The sequence below is a fragment of the Actinacidiphila epipremni genome (assembly GCF_012034175.1).
Classification (GTDB): domain Bacteria; phylum Actinomycetota; class Actinomycetes; order Streptomycetales; family Streptomycetaceae; genus Actinacidiphila; species Actinacidiphila epipremni.
Genome location: NZ_JAATEJ010000021.1, coordinates 25970 through 51198 on the forward strand (window position 1 = coordinate 25970; position 25229 = coordinate 51198).

Here is a 25229-nt window from a genome sequence, read left to right on the forward strand (position 1 = left end):
GACCCTTGTCCCGGCCCCGCGCCGTGGCGCATCCGCGTGCCCGTTACGGGAGTCCCCGTGCCGGCCGCGCCGTCCGCCGCGTGGGCCGCCCCGTCCGCGCGACCGCCGTTCCGGTGGTCGCGCCAGTGGAGGACCCACCATGACCGCATTTCCTGCTCACACCGCCCGCCCGCCGTCGGCGCGCAACGACTCCCAGGTGACCGCCTGGGCCCTCGCCGCCGGTGGCGGCGACGCCGAGGCGGCCCGCCGCTTCATCGAGGCGACGCACGGCGACGTCCGCCGGTTCGTCACCCACCTCACCGCCGACCTGCCCGGCGCCGACGACCTCACCCAGGAGACGTATCTGCGCGCCCTGACCAGCCTGCCGCGTTTCGCCGGGCGGTCGAGTGCGCGCACCTGGCTGCTGTCGATCGCCCGCCGGGTGGTCGTGGACCGCTACCGCCACGACGCCGCCCGGCCGAAACCGTCCGGCCACACCGATTGGCAGGAACTCGCCGAGCGGCGGCAGCCGGCCGGCCTGCCGGGATTCGACGAGGGCGTCGTGCTGCTCGACCTGCTGCGTGCCCTGGAACGCCGGCGGCGCGAGGCCTTCGTGCTCACCCAGCTCCTGGGCCTGCCGTACGCCGACGCCGCCCTGCGGGCCGGCTGCCCCGTCGGGACGGTACGGTCCCGGGTCGCGCGGGCCCGCGAGGACCTCGCGCGGCTGGCCCTGGCCGACGAGGACGACCGGACGCGGAAACTGACGACCGCCGCCTGACGGCCGTTCAGCCCCCGGGGGACGGTCCGCACGACCGCCCCCCGGGGGATCCGCCGCCGGGAGGCCGTGCGCGGCACCTCCTCGGAGGAGTCGTACGGGCGGCCTCCCGGGTTCCCCGACTCGCCCCACCGGCGGAAGCACGCGGGGCACAGGGGCGCGACGGCCGCGGCGACCGTGCTTCCGCGCGGCTGCGGCACGCGGTGGCGGCGCCGCGGGCCCGGGGTATGCCCCAGCCGGGGGACCGCGTGCCGCCCGCACCCGGACCCGACCCGTACGCAGAAAGCAGGCCCGTCATGACCGACCTCAGCAGCCTCGAACCCCTCGCGACCTTCTGCGGGAAGTGCGACTGCGGCTGCCCGCAGCTCTTCCTCGACCCCGACGCGTCCGCGGAGCAGCGCGTCGTCATCACCGACGACTTCGGACACCAGGTGCGCATGAGCGCCGACCAGTTCGGCTCCCTGGTGGAGGACGCCAAGGCCGGACGGTTCGACGCGCTCGGCTGACGGCCGGCGCGCAATCCGCCCGGAGAGGCGGAGAGGCGGGAGCGGCCGGGGGGGGCCGGCCCCCTCGGTCGCCGCCCCGGTTGCCGCCCCGGTTGCCGCCCCGGTCGCCGGCTCGTGCGGCCGGCGGCCCGGGCGGTACGGCGCGGCAGCGTACGGGAACTTCTCCTCCCGCGCGGCCGACTGCTGAGAGGTGACGCACGACAACCGCGCGGCCGAACCCGTCGCGCCGAAGAACCCCCAGCGCCGTCCCGCCGGTCCGTGGCGCGGCGCCCTCGCGCCGCTCGCCGTGGTGGCCGTGGCGCTGTTCTCCCTCACGCTGTACGCCTCGTCCGGCGCCGCCGGTGCCCTGCCGGCCCGGATCAGGGTCACCGCCGGGCAGGTCCTCGCGCCCACCGGCTCCGAGACGACCTCGGCGTACTTCGACCTGGCCAACACCGGGCAGTCCGCCGACACCCTGCTGTCGGTCAGCTCCCCCCGGTTCGGCCGGGTCATGATGGCCCACACGGTGCAGGAGCACGGCGCCGGGCGCATGGAGCCCGTCCGGGCGCTCGCTCTCCCACCGGGCAGCCGCTTGGCGATGTCGCCCTTCGGCACCGACCTCATGCTGCCCGCCGACCCCTCGCAGACGCCGGGCAGCACCGTCGACTTCGACCTGCACTTCGCGGGCAGCGGCACGATCCGCGCCCGCGCGGTGGTCGTGCCGCTCGGCGGCTGACGCCGTACCGGCGTGCGAACGACACCACCCCCGTGCCGCCCGGCCGGCGGCGCCATGCTCTGGAGAGACATGCCCCCCTTGCTTGCCGCCCCGCGCCCCGGTCCCATGACCGGGAGGCCCGCCGGTGCCGCACCCGCCCCGGCCGTCCTCGTCGTGGCTTTCGTCCTCTTCCTCGCCGTCGTCTTCGGCGCCTCCTACGCCGCAGGTGCCGCGGCCGGCCCCGTCAACCCCCGTATGCACCCCGCGCCGACGGGCGCGCCGGCCGACGGGCACGGCGGGACGGGGGACATGGGCGGGATGGGGGGCATGGGATGAGCGCCGCACCCGCGGGAGCGCAGACGGCCGCGGCCCCGGAGAGCGCCGTGACCGACCCGACCGCGACCGACCTGACCGTGACCGACCTGACCGTCACGGGAATGACCTGCGCCGCCTGCGTGGCCAGGGTCGAAAAGCGGCTGGCGCGGCTGGACGGCGTCACCGCCACCGTCAACCTCGCGACCTCGACCGCGCATATCGCCCACCCCGCCTCGCTGACGGCCGCCGATCTCGTCGCCGCGGTCGAGGCCGCCGGGTACGGCGCGCAGCCGCGGCTGCCGGACGCCCCGGCCGACGAGCCCCGCGCCGACCGGGGCGAACTGCTGCGGCTGCTCGCGGTCGCCGTGCTGGCGCTGCCCGTGCTGGCCCTGTCGATGGTGCCGTCGTGGCAGTTCACCTCCTGGCAGTGGGTGTGCTTCGCGCTGGCCCTGCCGGTGGCGACCTGGGGCTCCTGGCCCTTCCACGCCCGTGCCGTAAAAGGGCTGCGGCACGCCACCGCGACCATGGACAGCCTGGTCTCGCTCGGCGTGGCGGCCTCGCTCGGCTGGTCCACGTACGCGCTGCTGCTCGGCGGTGCGGGCGCGGCCGGTTACCGGATGCCGTTCACGCTGCTGCCCTCGACGCACCACGGCGTGCACGTCTACCTCGAAGGCGCGGTGAGCGTCCCGCTCGCGGTGCTCGCCGGGCGGCTGCTGGAGGGCAGGGCCCGCCGCGGCACGGGCGAGGCGCTGCGCGCGCTGGCGGAACTCACCGTCCCCGAGGTGGCCCTGCGCGCCGCGGACGGCACCGAGCGACTGGTGGCACCGGCGCAGCTGCGGGTCGGCGACCACTTCACCGTACGGCCCGGCGAGCGCGTCGCGACGGACGGCACCGTCGCCGAGGGGAATTCGGCGCTGGACCTGTCGCTGGTGACCGGTGAGAGCGAGCCGGCCGAAGTGCGGCCCGGCAGCCCGGTCGTGGGCGGCGCGGTCAACGCCGGCGGGCTGCTGGTGGTGCGTGCCACCGCGCTGGGGGCCGACACCCGGCTCGCCCGTATCACCCGGGCAGTCGCCGACGCGCAGACGCAGAAGGCGCGGGCGCAGCGGCTCGCCGACACCGTCGCCGGGATGTTCGTCCCGTCCGTGCTGGCCCTCGCCGTGGCAGTGCTGGGCTTCTGGCTCGGGGCGGGCGCGGCGGCCGAGGCGGCGGTGACGGCGGCGGTCGCGGTGCTGGTCGTGGCCTGCCCGTGCGCGCTCGGCCTGGCGACCCCGACCGCGCTGCTCGCCGCGACCGGCAGGGGCGCCCGCCTGGGCGTCCTGGTCTCCGGGGCCCGCGCCCTGGAGTCGCTGCGCGACATCGACACCGTGGTGATGGACAAGACCGGCACGCTGACCGCCGGCCAGATGACCGTGACCGCGGTGGCGTGCCGGCCCGGGGGTCTCGGTGAGGAGGCGGTGCTGCGCCTCGCGGGCGCGGTCGAACGCGGCTCGGAGCACCCGCTGGGCCGGGCGTTGGCCGCCTACGCCGCCCGGCGCCGCCCTGCCGGCGGGGCGCTGCCCCCGGTCGAGGACTTCACCGCGATCCCGGGGCGGGGGGTCACCGGCACGGTGGAGGGGCACCGTACGGCGGTCTGCGCCCCGGACGAGGCACTGACCGGCCCCTTGGCCGCCGCCGTCGCCGAGGCCGCGGCGCAGGCCCGTACCTGCGTGCAGGTCACCGTCGACGGGGTCCCCGAGGCCGTGATCACCCTCGGCGACAGCCTGCGCGCCGACGCCTACCGGGCCGTGGACCACCTGCGCAGGCTCGGAGTCCACCCCGTGCTGGCCACCGGCGACAGCGAAGGTCCCGCCTTCGCTGTCGCCGAAGCGCTCGGCATCACCCGCGTCCATGCCCGCCTCACCCCCGAGGACAAGGCCGCGCTGGTACGCGACCTGCGCTCCGAGGGGCGCCGGGTCGCCGTGCTCGGCGACGGCGTCAACGACTCCGCCGCCCTGGCCACGGCCGACCTCGGCATCGCCATGGGCACCGGCACGGACGCCGCCCGCGCGGCCTCGGACGTCACGCTGGTCCGCGGCGACATCCGCGCGGTCGGCGACGCGGTACGGCTCGCCCGCCGGACGATGACCACCATCCGCGCCAACCTCGCCTGGGCGTTCGCCTACAACCTGGTGACCGTCCCGCTGGCCGCGACCGGCTGGCTCGACCCGATGCTCGCCGCGGTCGCGATGTCCCTCAGCTCGCTGCTCGTCGTCGCCAACAGCCTCCGCCTGCGCACCTGGGAGCCCACCTCGCACCGCCGGGCCGGGCGTACGCCACGGGGGTGACATCGGAGGAGGCCGCGCTTTGTCGGAGCGGCAGTGAGACCACCTCGCGACGGCGTACGGGCGGCACCGCCAGCTACTCCCGGCCGTCGGCAGCGGAGCCCAACCACCTGGCCTCGTAGCCGGCGTCTTTGTCCTGCACCGCGACGGGCATCGCCGAACGGGCCGTCATTGCCCTGCGCTCAAGTGCATCCGTTTCCCTGCTGAACGCGTCCTTCACACCGTCGCCCCCGTCGCCATGGTCCTGGGCGAGGGCGTTCAGGCGTCCGCGGAAGGGCTGTGCGGGGGCGGTTAGGGAGACCGGCGCGCTCATGGGCGCGTGCCGAGGACGCGGACGATCGGGGGCGTGCGAGGGTGATGCGGGCGAAGATGATCGCGGGGGCCGTGGTGCTCGCCGCAGTGGCGGTCGCGGGGTGCGGCGGCAGCGGCGGTGTCCACCGGGGCGCCGACGCGGATGACACCCTGCGCGCCGAGCTGGGCCGGATAACGGACACGGCCGAGCACCGCGCCTGGGTCGACTTCGGCGACCTCGAAGCCCAGCGCAAGGCCGGCCTGACGGGCACGGGACGGGCGGCCTCGCAGTTGAGCGCGCACGGGTGGGGCGAGATCGCATCCGCCGCCCAGCTCACCCAGCAGAGCTTCGGCTTCGACGGCCGCACGGCGAACGTCGCCGTCGAGGCCGGCAACCCGCCCGACACCGGCGGCCGGCTCGACGGCGGCATCGACCCGTCCGCGGTGACGCCGAAGCTCCAGGCGCTCGGCGGCACACCGGAGAAGGACGGGCCGACGGGCAAGACCTGGCGCCTCCAGCAGGACCACAAGATCTCCTTGACCGGCAAGCTCGCGGACACGTTCACCGGCGCCGCGGTCGGGCAGTTCAACCTCGTACGGACCGGCGGCTCGTCGCTCGTCCACGCCTCCTCGCTGGCCGCGCTCGACGGCGTCGACGCGGACGGCGGCCACACCCTCGGCAGCGACGCCGCCTTCAGCGCGGTCGCCGAATGCCTCGACCACCCGCTGGCCGCCGAGCTGACGGACCGCGGCACCGGCGACGTCAAAGCGGCGGTGAACGGCACGGTGCTCGGCGTGGGCACGCGCGGCACCTCGGCCGCGGACCTGACGAACGAGCTGTGCCGGACGAACCCTTCCGCGTCCGCCGCGAACGCACTCGCGGCCCGGCTGCGCACCCAGCTTGCCTCGGGCAGCTCGCGCTCGGCCAACGAGCCGTGGTCGCAGCTGCTGACGGACGCGAAGGTCACGGTCGACGGCGGCGCGCAACACGTCGTGCGGCTGACGGCCCACCCCGCGGACGGCCGCGGCGACGTACTGATGCAGGCGCTCCTCACGGGCGACCTCGCACCCCTCCTCGGCACCTGACCCCCACCGGCCCGCGTAACACCGAGTCGCCGGCCCGCCCCCGAGACACTCCGCCCGGCGCCGACGACCCGGGCGGCCACGCCGACTTCGGCTTCCAGATGTCCGACCGGGCGGTGTGGCCGGCCGTCAAGGCCCAGGGCTACCGGACGGGACACCCCCAGGCCGGCGCCTACGCCGACGGCGTGGTAACGAGAAGTGTTCCGGCGGGGCTGCGTATCACCTCCGGCACCTGTGTGGACACCCTCCCCACCGCCACCACGGTTGACAGTGCCACGCAGGTGATACATCCTGCCGCCGTCGGCTCCCGAGATCCCCACCTCTCGCGGCAGACAGCTGAGAAGACGATTGTGAGCGCTAACGTTCCGCGTACGCCGAGAGCCTTGCCCGGTCCCCCACACCGCAAGGAGTATCCGATGCACGTCCGAACGCCGCCCCCGCAGGGGCGTGAGCCGATGAACCCCCCGCGTCGTGCCCCGCTCGTGTGGGCCGCGACCGCCGTTCTCACCCTGCTGGGCGCGAGCCTGGCCGTGAGCCCCGACGCGTCCGCCGCCACGACGGCGGCGGTGACCGTGAACGCCGGGCAGGTGCTGGCGACCGTGCCTGCCACCGGTGTCGGGACCAACGTGGCCGTCTACGACGGCAACATGAACGACGCGGCCGTTCCCGGGCTGCTCAGTGCGGCTGGGATCAAGGCCGTGCGCTATCCCGGCGGCTCGTACTCGGACATCTACCACTGGCAGACCCACACCACCGACGGCGGCTACGTCGCCCCTGGCACGGACTTCGACACGTACATGAGCACGGTGAAGGCCGCGGGCGCCCAGCCGATCGTCACCGCGGACTACGGTTCGGGGACGGCACAGGAAGCGGCCGACTGGGTACGGTACGCCAACGTGACGAAGGGCTACGGTGTCAGGTACTGGGAGATCGGCAACGAGGTCTACGGCAACGGGGAGTACGGCTCCAGTTGGGAGACCGACAAGCACTCCAGCCACAGTGCCACCACCTATGCGACCAACCTGGTGCAGTACGCCTCCGCCATGAAGGCCGTCGACCCGAGCATCAAGATCGGCGCGGTCCTGACCACGCCGGGCAACTGGCCGGACGGCCTCACGGGGCCGGGTGACACCGCCGACTGGAATCACACGGTCATGTCGATCGCCGGACCGAAGATCGACTTCGTGATCGTCCATCATTACCCGACCAGCTCCAGCGAGGCCGACCTGCTGGGCAAGCCGCACGCGGAGATCCCGGGCATGGCGAGCACCCTGCGCTCCCTCATCGACCAGTACGCCGGGAGCAACGCCCCCGACGTCGGGATCGCGGTCACCGAGGCCAACGGCAACATGTACAAGGATGCCGCCTCGAACGGGCTCTTCGCCCCGGACGAATACCTGACCTGGATGGAGAACGGTGCCTTCAACGTCGACTGGTGGGGCCTGCACAACGGGACCGACTGCAGCAAGGTGACCAGCGTCGACGGCGGCACCGACTACGACGACTACGGCGTCCTCTCCAGCGGCGCGTCCTGCGAGCCGCCGCTGGACACCCCCTTCGCGCCGTACTACGGCACGCAGATGATCACGAAGCTCGCCGCGCCGGGCGACTGGCTGGTCCGCGGTTCGAGCTCCAGCTCCCTGCTGGCCGTGCACGCCGCCAAACGGGCCGACGGTGACGTCGATGTGATGCTGATCAACAAGGACCCGTCCAACGCGGTCGCCGTCTCGCTGGACTTCGACGGCTTCAGCCCGTCCGCCACCACCCCGACTGTCTATACATACGCCAAGAACGGCACCTCGATCACCTCCGCGGTCTCCGGCAGTGCCGCCCAGCAGAGCGTGCCGGCCTACTCGATCGTGGTCGTGCAGCTGCACCCGGGGAGCGGTGGCACCGCGACGGGCGGTACGACATCGGGCGGTGCGACGACGTCCGGCGGTACGAGTGGCGGCACCGGCTCGGGCGCGTGCGCGGTCACGTACACCAAGAGCGAGTGGCAGGGCGGTCTGACGGCGGACATCAAGGTCGCCAACACCGGGAGCACGCCCGTCAGCGGCTGGACGCTCGCCTTCAGCTTTCCCGGAGACACGAAGGTGACCAGCGTGTGGAACGCCGCGGTCACCCAGAGCGGCTCTGCGGTGAGCGCGAAGAGCCTCTCCTACAACGGCACCATCGCGCCGGGCGCCGACGTCTCCTTCGGTTTCCAGGGAGCATGGTCGCAGAACGACGCGAGCCCCGCGGTCTTCGCTCTCAACGGCGCCGCCTGCACGGTCGGCTGACTGCACCGGGCGGCCGGGAACCCGAGGGGGGCGTCCCGGCCGCCCGGCCCCCGGCGCGCGTGGCGCCGGGACCGGGCCCCGGTTTCGTACGGAAGCCCGGCGTGCTGCATTCCGGCCACCCGCCCCTCCGGCCGCTCCCTTCCTGGGCCAGCGCCGGCAGCCGGCCGACGCCGCTCACCCGCTCACCCGCTCAGGAGCCTCGGAGGCTGGTCAAAGCCCTTTCGGGGACGGCGGACAAGGCATGGGCGGTCGCCGGGATGCCGAGTCACGCCGTTTCGCGGGCAGGGCCAACAGCGGCGCCAGCTGGGCCGACGACACCCGGCATGGCGACCTGGTGCGCGACAACCACGGGCCGACGGCCGGCGTGGAGGCGCGATGACGCTCTGCGGATCTTGCGATTTCTGCGCCGCCAGGGACGGGCAGGCCATCGGATGCGCGACTTATGTGTGGGGCCCACTCGTGAAGGGCATCGCCGGCTGCCGCGGGGGGTGTGAGGTTTCGGTGTGGGGGAGTGGCTACAGATGTCGACCTGCCCGAACGGGCCGCCGCGTTGGGTCGATATCTCTGTATGACTCATTGACACACCCTGGGTTTGCTTGGATGCTGCTGCCCACGCAGCTGGTGAACATCAGTTCACTCTACGAACAGATGGGGCTCGTATGTTGAATGAGAAGGCGCGCAGAGTCGGGCGCCGAACACCCACCGGCGTCAGCGGCCGGTGGAGAAAGCTGGCCGTCAAGGCCTCGGTCATCGCACTCCTGGCTGGTATGGCGGGGATGTCGCCCGCCTTCGCCGACGACGGTGACGTTCTTGCGTCACAGAACTTCACGAACATCGCGTACAAGGACCCGATCCCTGCCACGACGAAGGGCAACCTGCTCGACATCTACCTGCCCGAACGGGCCAAGGGGGAGAAGCTTCCGCTGGTCATCTTCTCCAACGGCTCGGCCTGGACCGCGGACAGCGGCAAGGGCGGCGCGAACACGTGGGCGGCTGCTCTCGGCTCGGCCGGGTACGCGGTCGCCGGTGTGAGCATCCGGTCGAGTTCGCAGGTGCAGGCGCCCGGTCAGATCCAGGACGTTCACGACGCCATCCGCTACCTGCGTGCTCACGCTGACGAGTACGGGTTCGACCCGAACCGGTTCGCGTTCGCGGGCTTTTCCTCGGGTGCTTGGGCCGCGGCCATCGCCGGCACGACCGGTGGCAGTGACAATCCGCTCTTCTGGGGTACCAACCCCGCCACCGAGGGCGTATCGGACAAAGTCCAGGCTGTCGTCACCTACGCACTTCCGGCGAACTTCCGCACCATGGACTCCCAGTGGGGTGGGGATGCAACGTGGGGCGTGGACGAGAACGGGCTCGCGGTTCCTCCGAGCGGAGTCGGCATCACCGGACTGCAGCACAATCCCACGAACTCCCCGGAGTCGTCGCTCGTGGGATGCAAGGGCGGCAGCATGCCGGCCGGCCTCCAGGACCCGGACTGCGTCTGGGCCGACCCGGCCAGCCCCGTCCAGAACGTGTCGGCGGACGACCCGCCCTTCCTGCTCATGCACGGCGGGAGTGACAACCTTCTCCCCTTCCTCCAGAGCCAGCAGATGTTCGACGCCCTCGCGGCGGCATGCGTGGACGCGACGTTCCAGTGGGTCGCGGGCCAGGGCCACACGGGCAGCTACCCCGCCAGCGTCCAGAACGTGACTCGGAGGGTCCAGCAGGTCGACCCGAGCACGTGCAAGAAGCAACCGGTGCGCCAGTACTTCGGTACCGCGGACGCTCCCATCACTGACGAGTTGCCGAACTTCGGCTACGTACAGGCGTTCCTCGACCGGGTACTCGCCCCGACCCCGCCGACCGCCCCGTCCACCCAGGAACTCCTGGTGAACGTGCCGGACGCACCTCCCGGTGAGTTCGGCTGGACGATCGACGGCGACAACGGCCTGGTGGACCTCGGCACCGCCGAGGACCACGACGGCGACTACTTCGACGCGACCGGGAAGATCAACCCCATCGCCGTGTCGGACAGCCGTCGCTCGCTCGCCCCGTGGTCGATCTCGGCCAGCGTGAGCGACTTCAAGGACGGCGACAAGCAGTTCTCCGGCGCCTACCTCGGCTGGACGCCGCAGGTACTGGAGGCCGGTGCGGGAGCCAAGGCCAGCGGCTCGGTGAGTCCCGGCTACGACGACCACGGCGCCGGCTTGTCCGTCTCTCGCGGCCTCGGCTGGGCCGACCAGAACCACCCCAAGGGCACGGCCAAGCTGGGCGCCGACCTGGAACTGAAGATCCCGGGCAGCGTCGACAAGGGCGCCTACCGCGCCACCCTCACGATCACCGCTCTGAGCAGCTGATCCGACCCGTTCCAACCGGTGGGGTGGGGCACCAGGAGGTGCCCCACCCCGTCTTTCTTTCCAGGAGACCCCTGAGATGCACGTGCCCGTAGGTCGCCGGAAGACCACCGTCGCCGTTCTCCGCCGTATCGTCGCGGCGGCCCTGCTCGCCGCCTTCGCGTTTGCCGCCCTACCCGCCGGCCCCGCCGCCGCGGCGGACGGCGATGTGACCTGGACGGTCAAGACGGCGGCCAACAGCTACGGCGACGACCGGCCCAGTTTCAGCTACGCAGTCAGCCCGGGCGGACAGGTCAAGGACGCCATGGTTGTCGCCAACCGCGGCAAGGTGCCGCTCGACCTCGCCGTCTACGCCGCCGATGGCTTCACGACCGACGCGGGGCAACTTGACCTGCTCGCCAGGGACAAGAAGTCCGTCGGAGTCGGCGCCTGGGTCCACGCCGGCCGCGACAGCGTCGAGATCGAGCCCGGCAAGTCCGTCGAGGTCCCCTTCACCGCCACGGTTCCGGACAACGCCACCCCCGGCGATTACGTGGGCGGCATCCTCACTTCGCTCACACAGCGCGACGATGCCGAGGGCATCAACGTGGACCGGCGCCTCGGTATCCGCGTCAAACTGCGGGTCAGCGGCGAGCTCAAGCCCGGTCTCGCGGTCGAGCACCTCAAGGTGAGCTACGCGGGCTCGCTCAACCCGTTCACCGGGGGCGACGCCACTGTCAGCTACACGATCCACAACACCGGCAACACCACGCTGTCGGCCCGCCAGGCGGTATCGCTGCACGGCCCGTTCGGGTGGCTGCGGGCCGAATCGGACGACATTCCCCCGGCGCCGGACCTGCTGCCCGCGGAGAGCTGGAAGGTGACGGTGCCCGTGCATGACGTGGTACCAGGATTCAGCCTGACCGCGACCGCAGCCGTCACACCGCAGTTCGCCGACCCGTCGGGTTCCACCACCTCGCTCAAGACGGTGCGGGCCTCGACGCACGGCTGGGCGGTCCCATGGACACTGCTGCTGCTGATCGTCCTACTGATCGTGATCTCTGTCGGGGTGCTGCTTCAAGCGCGCCGCCGCCGTACGCGGCGCAAGCTGCGTGAGGACGCCCTCGTACAGGCCGCCGTCGAGCAGGCGCTCAGCGACCGGACGACCCGGTAGCTGTCGTTGTTCCGACCTGGCGACGAGGTTCCGCCAGGTCGGGCAACAGCATCGCGTCGGTGCCACCCCGCGGTGGGGCCGTCACCAGGGGCCGGTGAGTGCGGTCCGCGCCTTGCCACGGCCGCGGCACCGACGCCGTCGGCCCCGTTCGGTCGAGCCGAGCGGGGCCGGGCCGGCCGGGTCAGGCCTTTGCCACCTTGGCGGCCTGGATCTGCTCGTATATCCGGGTCCGGAAGGCTGTGAAGCGGGGGTCGGCGCGGGTGGTCAGCTGATCGCGCTCGTCGGGCAGGTCGATCGTGAGTTGTTCCTGCACCACAGTGGGGGAGTTGGACAGGACCAGTACCCGCTGGCCGAGGTAGACGGCCTCGTCGATGTCGTGGGTGACGAACAGGACGGTCACCCCAAGGTCCTGCCACACGCGCCGGACCAGGTCCTCCAGGTCGGCTCGGGTCTGGGCGTCCACGGCGGCGAAAGGCTCGTCCATGAGGAGCACTTCGGGCTCGTAGGCGATCGCCCGTGCGATGGCGACGCGCTGCTGCATGCCGCCGGAGAGCTGCCAGGGGTAGGCGTCGTGGGCATGCGTGAGCCCGACCTCGGCGAGGGAGCGTTCGACCAGTTCGCGGCGGCGCTGCCGGCTCATCTCCTTCTTCTGCCTCAGCGGTAGTTCCACGTTGTCGCGTACGCGCAGCCAGGGGTACAGGCTGCGGCCGTACTCCTGGAAGACCAGTGCCATGCCCGGCGGCGGTGCGGTGACCTTGTGCCCGCCCAGCAGCACGTCGCCCGCGCTGGGCGCGAGCAGGCCGGCAAGGCACTTCAGCAGCGTGGTCTTGCCGCATCCCGAGGGGCCGACCAGGCAGGCGAGCTCTCCCGGTTCGAGTGTGAACGTGAGGTCGCGGACGGCCTCCACCCGGCGTCCGGCGCCCTCGTACACCTTCTGCAGGCCGCGTACTTCGAGCATGGGTTGTCCGCTTCCGTTCTTGTGAGTCATGAGGCCCGCCGGGACGCCCGCAGACCGTGGTACCAGGCCAGGGCTCGGCGCTCGACCAGTTGGAACAGCATGGAGAGTACGAAGCCGAGCAGGCCGAGGAGGAGGATGCCGCTCCACATCTCGGGGATGGCGAAGCTGCGCTGGAAGTCGACAATGGCGAAGCCGAGGCCGTTGCTGGCCGCGAACATCTCGCTGATGACCATCAGGATGATGCCGATCGACAGCGCCTGGCGCAGGCCCGCGAAGATCTGCGGGCTCGCGGCGGGCAGTACGAGGTGGCGCAGCCGGGCGGGAGCCGGCAGCCGGTAGCTGCGGGCGGTCTCGATCATCACCTGGTCGACGGCACGCACTCCCTCGACCGTGTTGAGCAGAACCGGCCACAGGCAGCCGCTGGCGATGACGATGAGCTTCATGGTGTCGCCGATGCCGGCGAACAGCATGATGATCGGCACCAGAACCGGCGGCGGCAGGGCCCGAAGGAATTCCAGGACGGGTTCGAGCGTGGCCCGCAGCTGCGCGTGCAGACCCACGAGCAGCCCAAGACCGATGCCGGCCACGGCTGCCAGCAGGTAGCCGGCGGTCAGGCGCAGCAGGCTCGGCACCACGTCGTGGGTGAGCCTGTCGCCGTCCCAGGTCGGACCGAACGTGCGCAGAATTGTGCGCAGCGGCGGGGAGTAGATGCTGGTGCTGTCGTCGCTCACCAGCCACCACGCGGCGATCAGCAGTGCCGGCAGTGTCAGGGCCCACATCACGTTGACCAGGATGCGTCTCATTACACGACCCATTAGACGACTGCCTCTCCGCGGACGGACTGGTGCCAGGAGAGCAGCCGGCGCTCCGCGGCCCGTGCGCCCAGGTTGATGCCCAGGCCGAGCAGTCCGGTGACCGCGATGAGCGCGTACATCTGCGGGACGGCCTGCGAGGACTGGGCGACGGCGATCCTGACGCCGAGGCCGGGCGCCCCGATGACCAGTTCGGCGGTGATGGCGAGGATCAACGCGACCGCGGCGGCAAGCCGGATGCCGGTCATCAGATAGGGCAGGCCGGTGGGCCACAGCAGGTAGCGGATCCGGGCCCAGGTCCCGAGCCGGTAGCTGCGAGCAGTTTCCTCCGCTACCGGGTCGATGTCCCCGACGCCGTAGAGCACCTGCACCAGTACTTGCCAGAAGGCCGCGTAGACCACCAGGAGCAGTGTGGAGCCGATCTGCGTGCCGTACAGCAGGACGGCCAGCGGGATCAGCGCCACCGAGGGTATAGGGCGCAGGAACTCGACGGTGGAGGCGGTGAACCGGCGAAGCCAGGGCACGAGGGCAAGCAGCACGCCGGCGACGACACCGCCAGCGACGGCGATCAGCAGCCCCAGACCCCAGGCGATGAGAGTGTCGCCAAGGGCCGACCAGAAGGAGCCCTGGAGCACCTGGTCCCACAGAGCCACCGCGATCCGGCTGGTCGGCGGGAAGTAGGCGGACGGCACCAGGCCGGTCCGTGGGAGCAGTTCGATGAGCACGAGGAATCCGAACAGCCCGCACAGACCCAGCCCGGCACGGCGGGCGGCGCTCACGGAAGCAGCTTGCTCAGGTCGGGAGCCGAGGAGATCAGACCGTCCTGCTGCCCGAGCTTCCCGAGGGTCTCCAGCGATGCCTTGTCAGGCTCCGCCGGCCAACTCGGCAGGATGACCTGGGAGAGCAGGGACGCCGGGATCTGCGTGTAGGTGCTGACCACCTTCCGCACCTCGTCCGGGTGGGCGGTGGCGTAGGCGAGGGACTCGCTCAGAGCGGTCTGGAACTTCTTGACCTCGGCGGGATGCTGCGCGGCGTAGCTCGTCGAGGTGAAGTACAGGGCCACGGTCAGGTCGGGGGAGACGTCCACGAAGTTGGACGCGACCACCCGTCCGCCGCTGGCCTTCACCGAGGCCAGGGCCGGCTCGACCACCCAGGCGGCGTCCACCTGGTGCTTGGTCAGCGCGGCGGGCATCTGGGCGAAGTCCATCTCGACGAACTTGACCTTGCTCGGATCGCCACCGGCCTTGCGCACCGACTCGCGCACGGTGGTGTCTCCGATGTTCTTCAGGGTGTTGACCGCGACGGTCTTGCCCTCAAGATCCTTCGCCGACGTGATCGGACTGTCCTTGGATACCGCGATGCCGCCGAAGTCCGCGCCGTCCTTGCCGGTCGAGTTGTTGCCCTCGGCCACGCCCTTGACGGGAACGTTCTTGTCCTGCGCGACCATCAGCGAGGTCACGTTGGAGAAGCCGAACTGAAACTGGCCACTGACGACGCCGGGGACGATGGCGGCTCCGCCCTGGGCGGTGGAAAGATTGAGCTTGATGCCCTGTTTGTCGAAGAAGCCCTTCTCCTTGCCCAGGTAGATGGGTGCGACATCGACGATGGGCACCAGTCCCACGTTGAGGGTGACCGTGCCTCCGGCCTTGTCGGCGGCGGTGTTGTCGGAACCGGAACCGGAACCGGATCCGCAGGCCGCGGCCGTGAGAAGGACGGCGGTGACACTGAGGCCGGCGAGTATGCGGCGCATGAAGACCCCTGGTGATCGAAGCAGTGGAAGACACAGCAGGGCAGAGCAAATGTGCGCGTGGCGCACAAAGATTCTCATCGAGAACATAGGGCCGCTCGCGGGTGAGGTCAACACTCCCGCTTGAGGCAGATCCGTAACGATGAGTCGGGACAAAACGACCGCTTCCGTCGCCGTCGGCTCGCGCTTTGGACGCTCCCGAACGTTCCCCCTGCGTGGGAACGTTCGCATAGCGCACGGTCCGGAACCGGTCTCAGCTTGTCCGCGGCTGCGCTTTCTATGTGGTGGGCGGTGCGGTGAAGCGGCCGGCGATGCGCAGGTCCGACTCCACCGCCGCCGCGGACTCGCGAAGAGCGGGGAGGACGTCGCTCAGGCACTCGGCGAGCGACAGGCGAGCGCTGTGCATCGAGACGTTGATCGCGCCGACAACCCGGCCGGCGCTGTCGCGGACCGGGACTGCAAGGGAGCGCAGGCCGACTTCCAGTTCGTCGGTGACCACGGCGTATCCCGCGTCGGCGACCTGTTCGAGCACCCCGTCCAGCCGGGTGCGGTCTGTGATGGTGAACCGGGTGAGGGGACGGAGCTCCTCCGTCGCCAGAAGCCTGCGGCGCTCGTCGTGCGGCAGGGCTGAGAGCAGGACGCGGCCCAGGCTCGTGGCGTAAGCGGGGAAACGGGTGCCGACGCTGATGTGGACGCTCATGATGCGGCTCGTCGCGACCCGGGCGGTGTAGCGGATGTCGGTCCCGTCAAGGACGGCCAGTGATGCCGATTCGTGGACCCTGGCGACCAGGCTGGCCAGATGGGGCTCGGCCAGACCCGGCAGGGCCACTCGGGACAGCGGGGCGTAGCCCAGCTCCAGCAGGGCTGGAGTCAGTCGGAAGGAGTACCCCTCCGTAGTCACGTAGCCGAGATGCTGCAGGGTGATCAGTGCGCGCCGGGCCGTCGCACGGGCCAGGCAGACGCCTTCCGCGACCGCGGACAGGCGCAGTTCCGCGCGTCCCGCGTCGAAGGCTGTCGGCACGAGCAGCCCTCGGGCGAGGGATTCGATGAAATCCGCGCCCAGTTCGTCCTTCGAGGCGGAGATCCACTCCGCGGTGCGGGCGGGTACCTGCTCGGCGGGCGCGGGTGGCTCCCGTAGCACCTGTTCCATCGCGTCACGGGCGCGCGTCAGCGCGGGAAGCAGGGCCGTGCGGAGGTCGCGCGCACTGTGGCGGCTGGTGTGGCTGACCACGCTCAGCGCGCAGACCAGGGCGCCCTCGGGGTCGTGCACAGGAACGGCCATGGCCACCAGGCCGGGTTCGATCAGCTGGTCGTCCAGGGCCGAGCCGTCCACCTTCGCCCGTGCGGCGCGCTGCCGGAAGTCGGGGAGACCGCGCCTGCCGGGTGGCGCTGCGGGGAACGCGAGCTGGTCGGGATCGGCGGCGCGTCGGGTCTGCCAGTCCGCCCACTGCGCCGGACTCCACAGCGCGGCGAACAGTGCTCCGGGAGCCGTGCGTTCGGCCGGGAGCAGGTCGCCGATACGGAAGCTGAGCGAGAGGCTGCGGCGGCGGGTTGCCTGGTGGACAAAGCGGATGCCGTCGCGATCGGGGACGGCGAGAGAGACGGACTCGTCGAGCGTGTCGGCGAGGCGGTCGGCGATCGGGCCGAGCAGCTCCGGCAGGCGGGTGGCGGCGAGGTAGGCGTTGCCGAGTTCCATCAGCGGTGGCGCCAGCGACGCGCTTCGGCCGTCCAGGCGCACGTAGCCGGTGCGGGCGAGGGTCGCCGTGATCCGGTCGACGGTGGAACGGGCCAGGCCGGTGGTGCGGACCAGTTCGCCGAGCGTCAGCCGGTGCTCGGGAGCTGTGGCGAGGGTGCGCAGTATGGCGACGCCGCGCAGTAGCGGCCCGACGGCCTCCGCAGGGACGTCCGGCGAGGCCGATGTATCCGTGTGGATCGACTCGCGCATCAGGCGGTTCTCCTGCCGGGAGGGTGTTGACAGCCGTGGCCGCAGTACGCAGACTGCACACCATGAGGGAACTGAACAATAGTTCGTCTAGTGAACGTTGGGCAAGTGGCCGGGGTGGGGCCGCCTAATGGACAAGGTCCACCCCAGTGCCGCCGCTGCGGTGCGGGACATACCCGACGGCGCGTCACTCGCCGTCGGCGGCTTTGGTCTCAGCGGTGTGCCGAACACGTTGATCAAGGCCCTGTACGAGCATGCCGCCAAAGACCTGCAGGTAGTGTCCAACAACTGCGGTGTGGACGGGGGCGGCCTCGGCATCCTGCTCGCGGCGGGCCGGATCGCCCGGGTCACCGGCTCCTACATCGGTGACAACAGGGAGTTCGCCCGCCGTTATCTGGGCGGCGAACTGGAGGTGGAGCTCGTCCCGCAGGGGACGCTCGCGGAGCGGCTGCGAGCCGGTGGCTGCGGTATACCCGCCTTCTACACTCCGGCCGGAGTCGGCACCCAGGTCGCCGACGGCGGCCTGCCCTGGCGCTACGACACCCAGGGCGGTGTTGCGCTGGCCTCTCCGCCGAAAGAGGTCCGCAGCTGGGACGGCCGTGCCTACGTGCTTGAGCGTGGCATCATCACCGACTACGCGCTGGTGCGTGCCGCCAAGGGCGACCGGCACGGGAACCTGGTCTTCAACAAGGCGTCCCGCAACTTCAACCCGCTGGCGGGGATGGCCGGGCGGATCACCGTCGCCGAGGTCGAGCAACTGGTCGAGCCCGGTGGTCTGGACCCCGACGAGATCCACCTCCCCGGCGTGTTCGTGCAGCGTGTGGTCGAGCTGACTCCCGCCCAGGCCGGGGACAAGGGCATAGAACGGCGCACGACCTCCGGGCCTCCTGGACGAGGGACGGTGCGCGCCTGATGGCATGGACCCGCAACGAAATGGCGGCCCGAGCGGCCTTGGAGCTCAAGGACGGCTCCTATGTCAACCTCGGCATCGGGCTGCCCACGCTGGTGCCGAGCTTCCTGCCCGCCGGCGTGGACGTCGTGCTGCACTCCGAGAACGGCCTGCTCGGCGTCGGCTCCTACCCGACCGAGGACGCGGTCGACCCCGACCTGATCAACGCGGGCAAGGAGACGGTCACCGTCGTGCCGGGGGCGTCGTTCTTCGACTCCTCGCTCTCCTTCGGCATGATCCGCGGTGGGCACATCGACGCCGCGGTCCTGGGCGCGATGCAGGTCTCGGCCTGCGGTGACCTGGCCAACTGGATGGTCCCAGGGAAAATGATCAAGGGCATGGGCGGTGCCATGGACCTGGTCCACGGCGCCCGCCGGGTCATCGTCGTCATGGAGCACACCGCCAAGGACGGCAGCCCGAAGATCGTGGACACCTGTACGCTCCCGCTGACCGGCCGCGGCTGCGTGCACCGCGTCATCACCGACCTCGGCGTGCTCGACGTGACCGAGGACGGGCTCGTTCTGGTCGAGACCGCGCCCGGCGTCACCGCCGAGGAGATCCAGGCGGCCACGGCCGCGCCGGTGCGCGCCGCTGCCGGCCCGGCCGAGAGCTGACCCCCGTACCCGCAGACCCGATCCGGCTTCGCCCGACGCAGCGCCGGGTCCGCCGGCGCCCCACCCGCACGCAGGAGTTGCACCCGTGACCGACCGTCCCCGTGACGTCTATGTCGTCGATGCCGTCCGCACCCCGGTCGGCAAGTACGGCGGCGCGCTCGCCCCCGTACGACCGGACGACCTCGCCGCCCACGTGCTCCAGGCACTGCTGGACCGCACGCCGCAACTCGACCCCACCCTCATCGGTGACGTGTATCTCGGCAACGCCAACGGAGCCGGCGAGGAGAACCGCGATGTCGCCCGGATGGCCGTACTGCTGGCGGGCCTGCCGGTCAGCGTGCCCGGGGTCACCGTCAACCGTCTGTGCGCCTCCGGGCTTGAGGCGGTCATCCAGGGCGCGCGGGCCATCGCGCTCGGTGACGCTTCCCTCGTCCTGGCCGGCGGGGTCGAGTCGATGACCCGCGCACCCTATGTGCTGCCGAAGAGCGATCGCCCCTTCCCCGCGAGCCACACCGAATTGCACTCCACCACCTTGGGCTGGCGCATGGTGAACCCGCGCATGGCGCCCCAGTGGACCGTCCCGCTCGGCGAGTCGGCGGAGCTGATCGCGGACAAGCACGGGATCACCCGCGAGCAGCAGGACGCCTACGCCCTCGCCAGCCACCGCAAGGCCGCCGCGGCATGGCGGAACGGAGACTTCGACGCCGAGATCGTCCCCGTCGCCGTTCCGCAGCGCAGGGGCGAACCGGTGATCGTCGACCGCGACGAATGCGTCCGCCCGGACGCCTCCCTGGAAGCAATGGCCAAGCTCAAGCCCTCCTTCCGCACGGACCACGGTACCGTCACGGCCGGCAACGCCTCCCCGCTCAACGACGGCGCGGCAGCAATCCTGCTGGCAGACGAGGAGGGCCTCAAGGCCACCGGCCGTGAGCCCCTCGCCCGCGTCTCGGCCTCGGCCGTCACCGCCATCGAGCCGCACTACTTCGGCCTCGCACCCGTGGAAGCCGTCCGCCGGGCCCTCTCCAAAGCCGGCCGGACCTTCGCCGACCTGGCAACGCTCGAACTGAACGAGGCCTTCGCGGCCCAGGTGCTCGGTTGCGTGGCCGAATGGGAGGACCTCGACCCGCAGGTCCTCAACCCGCTCGGCGGAGCCATCGCCCTCGGCCACCCGCTCGGCGCCTCCGGCGCCCGGCTGGTCGCCACCGTCGCCCACCAGCTCAAAGCCCGGGGCGGCGGAACCGGCGTCGCGAGCCTGTGCATCGGCGTCGGCCAAGGCCTCGCCCTCGTCCTCGAAAGGTGAACCCCGTGCCTCCGACCCAGAGCCGACCTCTCACCCAGCAGGAGATCTCGCGCGAGATCGCCGAACAGGCCAGGGCCCACGCGGACAGCGGTGTCGTCAGCTCACACCCCGACCGTGACTACGCCCCCTACCGCAGCAGCCTGCTCCGCCACCCGAAACAGCCGCTGGTCGTCCTGGACGACCCGGAGGCGGCGGAGCTGAGCGGCCCGGTCTTCGGCGTCACCGACGTCACCGACCTCGACCACGACCTGACACGGCAGCACCTCGCCGAGCCGCTCGGCGAGCGGATCACCGTCACCGGCCGTGTCCTGGACCGGGCCGGACGGCCCGTGGCCGGCCAGCTCGTCGAGATCTGGCAGGCCAACGCCTCAGGCCGTTACGCCCACCAGCGCGACCAGCACCCCGCCCCGCTCGATCCCAACTTCAGCGGTGTCGGCCGCTGCCTGACCGGTGGAGACGGAGAATACTCCTTCACCACGATCAAGCCGGGCGCTTACCCGTGGCGCAACCACGAGAACGCGTGGCGGCCCGCGCACATCCACTTCTCGCTCTTCGGCACCGCGTTCAGCCAGCGGCTCGTCACCCAGATGTACTTCCCCGGCGACCCGCTCTTCGCCTACGACCCCATACTGCAGTCCGTCACCGACAACGCGGCACGCGAGCGCCTGGTCGCGGCATACGACCACGAACTCTCCCGGTCGGAGTGGTCACTCGGCTACCGCTGGGACATCGTCCTGGACGGCCCGGGCGCGACACTGACGGAAGACCGGCTCGGCACGGAGGCCGCACGATGACACGATCAGTACCGGTGGAGCCCACTCCGTCGCAGACGGTCGGGCCGTTCTACGGCTACGCACTCCCCTTCGCCGGCGGCGGTCAGGTCGCCCCGGCGGACTGCCCGGACGCGATCACACTTCACGGGATCGTCCGCGACGGTGCCGGACAACCCGTCCCCGACGCGCTGATCGAGACCTGGCAGCCGGCGCCGGCCGGGGCGTCCGCGCCGTCCGGCTCCATGCGCCGCGATCCGGTGACCGGCCGCCACCTGGGCCGCAACGGCGTGGACTTCACAGGCTTCGGCCGTGTCGCCACGGACGCGGACGGCCGCTTCTGCGTGCGCACGCTGCCGCCGCCGGCGGCGAAGCCGTACGTGTCGCTGTGCGTTTTCGCCCGCGGCCTGCTGCACCATCTCTTCACCCGCGCCTACCTTGCGGCGCCGGAGGGCGAGCCACTGCTGGCCGCACTGGAGCCCGAGCGGAGCGCGACGTTGCTCGCGCGCCAGGAGCGCGCGGGGGTGTTCCGCTTCGACATCACACTCCAGGGGGAGAAGGAGACGGTCTTCCTTGACTTCCAGTCCTGAGGGCCCGTCGAGCCAGGACCTGGACGTCGGCCTGCTGGCGCCCGTCTCGGTCGGCAGCGCGGCGGAGGCGCAGACCTCCGACCGGGCCTTTGTGCAGGCGATGCTTGACGCGGAGGCCGCGCTCACCCGTGCCCAGGCGCGGCTGGGCCTCGTGCCGCGCGCCGCCGCGAAGGCGGTGACCGGCGCCGCAAGGGCGGACGCCTTCGACCTGCGCGCGCTCGCGGTGGCCGCGAGGGCGGGCGGCAACCCCGTCATCCCGCTGGTCCCGGCGCTGACCGCGGCGGTCCCCGCGTCGGCGGCACCGTACGTGCACCAGGGGGCCACCAGCCAGGACATCATCGATACCGCCACCATGCTGGTTGCGGCCCGTACCCTCGACCCGCTGCTCGCCGACCTCCGCCGCGCGGCTCTTTTCCTCGCGGCGCTGGCGGCGCGCCACCGCGACACCCCGATGCCTGGCCGCACCCTGACCCAGCACGCGGTCCCCACGACCTTCGGCCTCAAAGCCGCCGGCTGGCGCGCCCTCCTCCTCGACGCCCACGACCGCCTCGCCGCCGTCCGCGCCGCGCTCCCCGCCCAACTGGGCGGCGCGGCGGGCACGCTCGCGGCCTTCACCGCGGCGGCCGGAACCACGGGGGCGGAACCCGTTGCGACTCCCGCGACGGCTTCGGCCTCCGGGCCCACAACCGCAGGTGGCGACCTCGGCCTGCGGCTCGTCGCCGCGTACAGCGCCGAGCTCGGGCTCGCGGAGCCGGCTCTGCCATGGCACGTACTGCGGACGCCCGTCGCGGATCTCGGGGCCGCACTCGGCTTCACGACCGCCGCCCTCGGGAAGCTCGCCGCTGACGTCCTCACGCTCTCGCGGACCGAGATCGGGGAGTTGTCCGAAGGCCACGGCGGCGGTTCCTCGGCCATGCCGCACAAGAGGAACCCCGTCCGGGCCACGCTCATCGCCGCTGCGGCCCGCCAGGTACCCGCGCTCGCGACCGTCCTGATCGGGGCTCTCGCAGCAGGCGACGAGCGGGCGGCGGGAACGTGGCATGCCGAGTGGCAGCCGCTGCGCGAGGCGCTGCGGCTGACCGGCGGGGCCGCGCGCGACGCCGTGGAACTGGCCGAGGGCCTCGCCGTCCACACCGACCGGATGCGCGCCGGCCTCGACCTGACACAGGGGCTCATCGTCTCCGAGCGGCTGGGCATCACGCTCGCCGCCGTCCTCGGCCGCGACGCCGCCAGAACCGCCCTGACGGAGGCTTCCCGCCGCAGTGCGCAGGAGGGGACCCCGCTGGCCGACACCCTCCGCGACGTGCTCGGCGACCGGTTCCCCCCGCGGACACCGGCCGTCTGCACCGACCCCACGACCTACCTCGGCTCCGCGCCTGCCCTCACCGACCGAGCCCTGCTGAGGCAGCCCGATGCCGGACATCACCCGGCTCCGACCGACGACTCGCGGAGAGCCGACAGATGACCACCCCTCGCCGCCTCCTCCACCACCGCATCGAAGGTCCGGCCGAAGCGCCCGTCGTCGTGCTCGGCCCGTCCCTCGGCACCTCGCTGCACGTCTGGGACGGCATCGTCCCCGCGATTGCCCGTGCATACCGGCTGGTCCGCTTCGATCTGCCAGGACACGGCGCCTCCGCACCCGAACTGGTCAAGGCCGGCGCGAGCGTCGACGATCTCGCCGCGCTCGTACTCGAACTCGCCGACCACCTCGGTATCGGGACCTTCGCCTACGCGGGTGTCTCCCTCGGCGGCGCGATCGGAGGCCACCTCGCCGTGCACCATCCACAGCGGCTCTCCGCTCTGGCACTGATCTGCTCCAGCGCCCGCTTCGGCGAGCCCGAGGCATGGCAGGCCCGCGCGGCACTCGTCCGCGGGGAGGGTACGAAGCAGCTCGCCGACAGCGCGCACGCGCGCTGGTTCACCCCCGGCTTCGACGGACCCGAGGCAGCCGAGCTGACCGCGGACCAGCGCAATACCGACCCCGCCGCTTACGCTGCCTGCTGCGACGCCCTCGCCACATTCGACCTGCGCGACCAACTGCCCCGTATCACCGCGCCCACCCTCGTCGTCGCCGGGCGCGAGGACAAGGCCACCCCGCCGCCCCACGCCCGTGCCCTCGCGGACGGCATCCGGAGCGCGACGCTCCTCGAACTGCCGGGCGCCGCCCACCTCGCGCCCGTCGAGCAGCCGGACGCCGTCGCCGAGGCCGTCCTGCGGCTTCTCCCGCCCACCCTCTCACCGGGGATGCGGGCCCGCCGGGCCGTCCTCGGAGACGCCCACGTCGACCGCGCCATCGCCAGGACCACCGACTTCACCGTAACCTTCCAGGACTTCATCACCCGCTACGCCTGGGGTGAGATCTGGACCCGCCAAAGCCTGGACCGGGCGACCCGCAGCTGCATCACGCTCACCGCACTCGTCGCGGGCGGACACCACGACGAGCTCGCCATGCACGTACGCGCCGCGCTGCGCAACGGGCTCACCGCCCAGCAGATCGGCGAGGTCCTGCTCCAGACCGCTGTCTACTGCGGCGTCCCCGCCGCGAACAGCGCCTTCGCCATCGCTCAACAAGTCCTGGACCAGGACGACTCTCAAGGAGTTGACACGTGAACCCCACCACCGCCCGTACCACTGTGGGCATCATCGGCGGCGGGCCGGCCGGGCTGCTGCTCGCCCGTCTGCTGCACCGCGCGGGTGTGGACAGTGTCGTGCTGGAGAGATGCGACCGTGCTTACGTGGAGCAGCGTCAACGCGCCGGGATACTGGAGCAGGCCACCGTCGACGTACTGCGCGAAGTCGGTGCCGGTGAGCGGATGGACCATGAGGGCCTGGTTCACCACGGCATCGAGCTCCGCTTCGACGGCCGCGCGCACCGTATCGACTTCCCTGGCCTGGCCTGCGGACGGTCCGTCATGGTCTACGCGCAGACGGAGGTGGTCAAGGACCTGATAGCCCTCCAGCTCGCCCAGGGGGGGCCGCTGCTGTTCGAGGCGGAGGTCAGCCGGGTGACGGGCACGGACACCGACAGCCCGGTCATCCACTACCGCCACGAGGGCCAGGACCGCACACTCGCCTGTGACGCCGTCGTCGGCTGCGACGGCTTTCACGGGGTCGCCCGCAACGTCTTCGACGGCCCCCGCGTCTTCGAGCGCACCTACCCGTACTCCTGGCTCGGCATCCTCGCCGACGCGCCGCCCTCCTACGACGAGCTGATCTACGCCCACTCCGAGCGCGGTTTCGCGCTCGCCAGTATGCGCACCCCAACCGTCAGCCGCCTCTACCTCCAGGTGCCCAACGGCACCGACCCCGCCTCGTGGTCGGACGGGCAGATCTGGGACGAGCTTGACTTCCGGGTGGCCACGAAGATGAACCGCGGGGCGATCATGCAGAAGTCGGTGCTGCCGATGCGCAGCTTCGTCAGCGAACCGATGCGCTCCGGCAGCCTCTACCTCGCGGGCGACGCCGCCCATATCGTCCCGCCGACCGGCGCCAAGGGACTCAACCTGGCCATCACCGACGTCGTCGTGCTCGCCCGCGCGCTCGCGCACCGGCAGGCGACCGGCGAGACAGCGCTTCTCGATTCCTACTCGGCTGACTCGCTGCGGCGGGTCTGGCGGGCAGAGCACTTCTCGTACTTCATGACCAGCACCCTGCACACCGCCCCGGACCAGTCCCCCTTCGAGACCCGCCTCCAGCTCGCACAGCTGGACCGGATCGCCAGCTCACCGCATGCGGCGGCCGAGCTCGCGGAGAACTACACCGGACTGCCGTTGCGGCCGTAGCGGAGGCCGTGGCCCGCACGCGCGGCCACC

General features: G+C 71.7%; 23 protein-coding genes. 18 read left to right on the forward strand and 5 right to left on the reverse strand.

Annotated features, from left to right (window positions below; all coding sequences use genetic code 11):
• Positions 1-139: 139 nt before the first annotated feature.
• The 10 genes from HCN08_RS23475 (at position 140) to HCN08_RS23520 (ending at position 11735) form a co-directional block, all read left to right on the forward strand.
• Positions 140-757 (forward strand): sigma-70 family RNA polymerase sigma factor, encoded by a 618-nt coding sequence (locus tag HCN08_RS23475; RefSeq protein WP_167985203.1) that lies wholly within the window; start codon positions 140-142, stop codon positions 755-757.
• 293 nt (positions 758-1050) lie between these two features.
• The gene (locus HCN08_RS23480; protein ID WP_167985204.1) at positions 1051-1260 is read left to right on the forward strand and encodes a hypothetical protein; all 210 of its coding nucleotides are present in this window, start codon (positions 1051-1053) and stop codon (positions 1258-1260) included.
• A 190-nt stretch (positions 1261-1450) separates the two neighbouring features.
• Positions 1451-1975 carry a copper chaperone PCu(A)C gene (locus HCN08_RS35660; RefSeq protein ID WP_167985205.1) on the forward strand — a complete coding sequence of 175 codons (525 nt, stop codon included), beginning with the start codon at positions 1451-1453 and terminating at the stop codon, positions 1973-1975.
• A gap of 105 nt (positions 1976-2080) precedes the next feature.
• A complete protein-coding gene (locus HCN08_RS23490; RefSeq protein ID WP_167985206.1) occupies positions 2081-2290 on the forward strand; it encodes a hypothetical protein in 210 nt (69 codons plus the stop codon).
• The gene (locus HCN08_RS23495; RefSeq protein ID WP_167985207.1) at positions 2287-4593 is read left to right on the forward strand and encodes a heavy metal translocating P-type ATPase; all 2307 of its coding nucleotides are present in this window, start codon (positions 2287-2289) and stop codon (positions 4591-4593) included. The genes HCN08_RS23490 and HCN08_RS23495 overlap by 4 nt, the downstream gene beginning before the upstream one ends.
• Positions 4594-4959: 366 nt before the next feature.
• Complete coding sequence (locus HCN08_RS23500; RefSeq protein ID WP_167985208.1) at positions 4960-5967, forward strand: hypothetical protein; 1008 nt, start codon at positions 4960-4962, stop codon at positions 5965-5967.
• A 413-nt stretch (positions 5968-6380) separates the two neighbouring features.
• The gene (locus tag HCN08_RS23505) at positions 6381-8243 is read left to right on the forward strand and encodes a cellulose binding domain-containing protein (RefSeq protein ID WP_167985209.1); all 1863 of its coding nucleotides are present in this window, start codon (positions 6381-6383) and stop codon (positions 8241-8243) included.
• Between the two features lie 241 nt (positions 8244-8484).
• The gene (locus HCN08_RS23510; RefSeq protein WP_167985210.1) at positions 8485-8622 is read left to right on the forward strand and encodes a non-reducing end alpha-L-arabinofuranosidase family hydrolase; all 138 of its coding nucleotides are present in this window, start codon (positions 8485-8487) and stop codon (positions 8620-8622) included.
• Between the two features lie 397 nt (positions 8623-9019).
• Complete coding sequence (locus tag HCN08_RS23515) at positions 9020-10585, forward strand: prolyl oligopeptidase family serine peptidase (RefSeq protein ID WP_167985211.1); 1566 nt, start codon at positions 9020-9022, stop codon at positions 10583-10585.
• A gap of 76 nt (positions 10586-10661) precedes the next feature.
• A complete protein-coding gene (locus HCN08_RS23520) occupies positions 10662-11735 on the forward strand; it encodes a COG1470 family protein (RefSeq protein ID WP_167985212.1) in 1074 nt (357 codons plus the stop codon).
• A gap of 181 nt (positions 11736-11916) precedes the next feature.
• Here HCN08_RS23520 and HCN08_RS23525 read toward each other — a convergent pair whose 3' ends face one another.
• From HCN08_RS23525 to HCN08_RS23545, 5 genes are all read right to left on the reverse strand, one after another.
• Positions 11917-12693 carry an ABC transporter ATP-binding protein gene (locus HCN08_RS23525; protein ID WP_167985213.1) on the reverse strand — a complete coding sequence of 259 codons (777 nt, stop codon included), beginning with the start codon at positions 12691-12693 and terminating at the stop codon, positions 11917-11919.
• A gap of 26 nt (positions 12694-12719) precedes the next feature.
• A complete protein-coding gene (locus HCN08_RS23530) occupies positions 12720-13496 on the reverse strand; it encodes an ABC transporter permease (protein WP_167985214.1) in 777 nt (258 codons plus the stop codon).
• Positions 13497-13507: 11 nt separating this feature from the next.
• Entirely contained in the window at positions 13508-14284 is a 777-nt protein-coding gene (locus tag HCN08_RS23535) for an ABC transporter permease (protein WP_167985215.1), read from the reverse strand.
• Complete coding sequence (locus HCN08_RS23540) at positions 14281-15255, reverse strand: ABC transporter substrate-binding protein (RefSeq protein ID WP_167985216.1); 975 nt, start codon at positions 15253-15255, stop codon at positions 14281-14283. The genes HCN08_RS23535 and HCN08_RS23540 overlap by 4 nt, the downstream gene beginning before the upstream one ends.
• A gap of 274 nt (positions 15256-15529) precedes the next feature.
• Entirely contained in the window at positions 15530-17197 is a 1668-nt protein-coding gene (locus tag HCN08_RS23545) for an IclR family transcriptional regulator domain-containing protein (protein WP_167985217.1), read from the reverse strand.
• A 127-nt stretch (positions 17198-17324) separates the two neighbouring features.
• Between HCN08_RS23545 and HCN08_RS23550 the strand changes: the two genes are divergently transcribed.
• From HCN08_RS23550 to HCN08_RS23585, 8 genes are all read left to right on the forward strand, one after another.
• Positions 17325-18107 carry a CoA transferase subunit A gene (locus tag HCN08_RS23550; protein WP_167985218.1) on the forward strand — a complete coding sequence of 261 codons (783 nt, stop codon included), beginning with the start codon at positions 17325-17327 and terminating at the stop codon, positions 18105-18107.
• Positions 18107-18757 (forward strand): CoA transferase subunit B, encoded by a 651-nt coding sequence (locus HCN08_RS23555; RefSeq protein ID WP_167985219.1) that lies wholly within the window; start codon positions 18107-18109, stop codon positions 18755-18757. Before HCN08_RS23550 ends, HCN08_RS23555 begins: the two co-directional genes overlap by 1 nt.
• Positions 18758-18842: 85 nt before the next feature.
• Positions 18843-20057 (forward strand): thiolase family protein, encoded by a 1215-nt coding sequence (locus HCN08_RS23560; protein ID WP_167985220.1) that lies wholly within the window; start codon positions 18843-18845, stop codon positions 20055-20057.
• Positions 20058-20062: 5 nt separating this feature from the next.
• The gene (pcaH, locus tag HCN08_RS23565; RefSeq protein WP_167985221.1) at positions 20063-20851 is read left to right on the forward strand and encodes a protocatechuate 3,4-dioxygenase subunit beta; all 789 of its coding nucleotides are present in this window, start codon (positions 20063-20065) and stop codon (positions 20849-20851) included.
• Positions 20848-21417, forward strand: coding sequence for a protocatechuate 3,4-dioxygenase subunit alpha (gene pcaG, locus HCN08_RS23570; protein ID WP_167985222.1), 570 nt, complete (start codon positions 20848-20850; stop codon positions 21415-21417). The genes pcaH and pcaG overlap by 4 nt, the downstream gene beginning before the upstream one ends.
• A 100-nt stretch (positions 21418-21517) precedes the next feature.
• Positions 21518-22882 (forward strand): 3-carboxy-cis,cis-muconate cycloisomerase, encoded by a 1365-nt coding sequence (gene pcaB / locus HCN08_RS23575; RefSeq protein WP_240970378.1) that lies wholly within the window; start codon positions 21518-21520, stop codon positions 22880-22882.
• Positions 22879-24027 (forward strand): bifunctional 3-oxoadipate enol-lactonase/4-carboxymuconolactone decarboxylase PcaDC, encoded by a 1149-nt coding sequence (gene pcaDC / locus HCN08_RS23580; RefSeq protein ID WP_167985224.1) that lies wholly within the window; start codon positions 22879-22881, stop codon positions 24025-24027. The genes pcaB and pcaDC overlap by 4 nt, the downstream gene beginning before the upstream one ends.
• Entirely contained in the window at positions 24024-25199 is a 1176-nt protein-coding gene (locus HCN08_RS23585; RefSeq protein ID WP_167985225.1) for a 4-hydroxybenzoate 3-monooxygenase, read from the forward strand. The genes pcaDC and HCN08_RS23585 overlap by 4 nt, the downstream gene beginning before the upstream one ends.
• Positions 25200-25229 lie beyond the last annotated feature (30 nt).

Excerpts from the sequence above, each read along its gene's own strand:
- HCN08_RS23475 (WP_167985203.1), top strand. The coding sequence starts at position 140 with ATGACCGCATTTCCTGCTCACACCGCCCGCCCGCCGTCGGCGCGCAAC.
- HCN08_RS23480 (WP_167985204.1), top strand. The coding sequence starts at position 1,051 with ATGACCGACCTCAGCAGCCTCGAACCCCTCGCGACCTTCTGCGGGAAG.
- HCN08_RS23490 (WP_167985206.1), top strand. The coding sequence starts at position 2,081 with ATGACCGGGAGGCCCGCCGGTGCCGCACCCGCCCCGGCCGTCCTCGTC.
- HCN08_RS23495 (WP_167985207.1), top strand. The coding sequence starts at position 2,287 with ATGAGCGCCGCACCCGCGGGAGCGCAGACGGCCGCGGCCCCGGAGAGC.
- HCN08_RS23500 (WP_167985208.1), top strand. The coding sequence starts at position 4,960 with ATGATCGCGGGGGCCGTGGTGCTCGCCGCAGTGGCGGTCGCGGGGTGC.
- HCN08_RS23505 (WP_167985209.1), top strand. The coding sequence starts at position 6,381 with ATGCACGTCCGAACGCCGCCCCCGCAGGGGCGTGAGCCGATGAACCCC.
- HCN08_RS23510 (WP_167985210.1), top strand. The coding sequence starts at position 8,485 with ATGGGCGGTCGCCGGGATGCCGAGTCACGCCGTTTCGCGGGCAGGGCC.
- HCN08_RS23515 (WP_167985211.1), top strand. The coding sequence starts at position 9,020 with ATGTCGCCCGCCTTCGCCGACGACGGTGACGTTCTTGCGTCACAGAAC.
- HCN08_RS23520 (WP_167985212.1), top strand. The coding sequence starts at position 10,662 with ATGCACGTGCCCGTAGGTCGCCGGAAGACCACCGTCGCCGTTCTCCGC.
- HCN08_RS23525 (WP_167985213.1), bottom strand. The coding sequence starts at position 12,693 with ATGCTCGAAGTACGCGGCCTGCAGAAGGTGTACGAGGGCGCCGGACGC.
- HCN08_RS23530 (WP_167985214.1), bottom strand. The coding sequence starts at position 13,496 with ATGAGACGCATCCTGGTCAACGTGATGTGGGCCCTGACACTGCCGGCA.
- HCN08_RS23540 (WP_167985216.1), bottom strand. The coding sequence starts at position 15,255 with ATGCGCCGCATACTCGCCGGCCTCAGTGTCACCGCCGTCCTTCTCACG.
- HCN08_RS23545 (WP_167985217.1), bottom strand. The coding sequence starts at position 17,197 with ATGCGCGAGTCGATCCACACGGATACATCGGCCTCGCCGGACGTCCCT.
- HCN08_RS23550 (WP_167985218.1), top strand. The coding sequence starts at position 17,325 with ATGGACAAGGTCCACCCCAGTGCCGCCGCTGCGGTGCGGGACATACCC.
- HCN08_RS23555 (WP_167985219.1), top strand. The coding sequence starts at position 18,107 with ATGGCATGGACCCGCAACGAAATGGCGGCCCGAGCGGCCTTGGAGCTC.
- pcaG (WP_167985222.1), top strand. The coding sequence starts at position 20,848 with ATGACACGATCAGTACCGGTGGAGCCCACTCCGTCGCAGACGGTCGGG.
- pcaB (WP_240970378.1), top strand. The coding sequence starts at position 21,518 with ATGCTTGACGCGGAGGCCGCGCTCACCCGTGCCCAGGCGCGGCTGGGC.
- pcaDC (WP_167985224.1), top strand. The coding sequence starts at position 22,879 with ATGACCACCCCTCGCCGCCTCCTCCACCACCGCATCGAAGGTCCGGCC.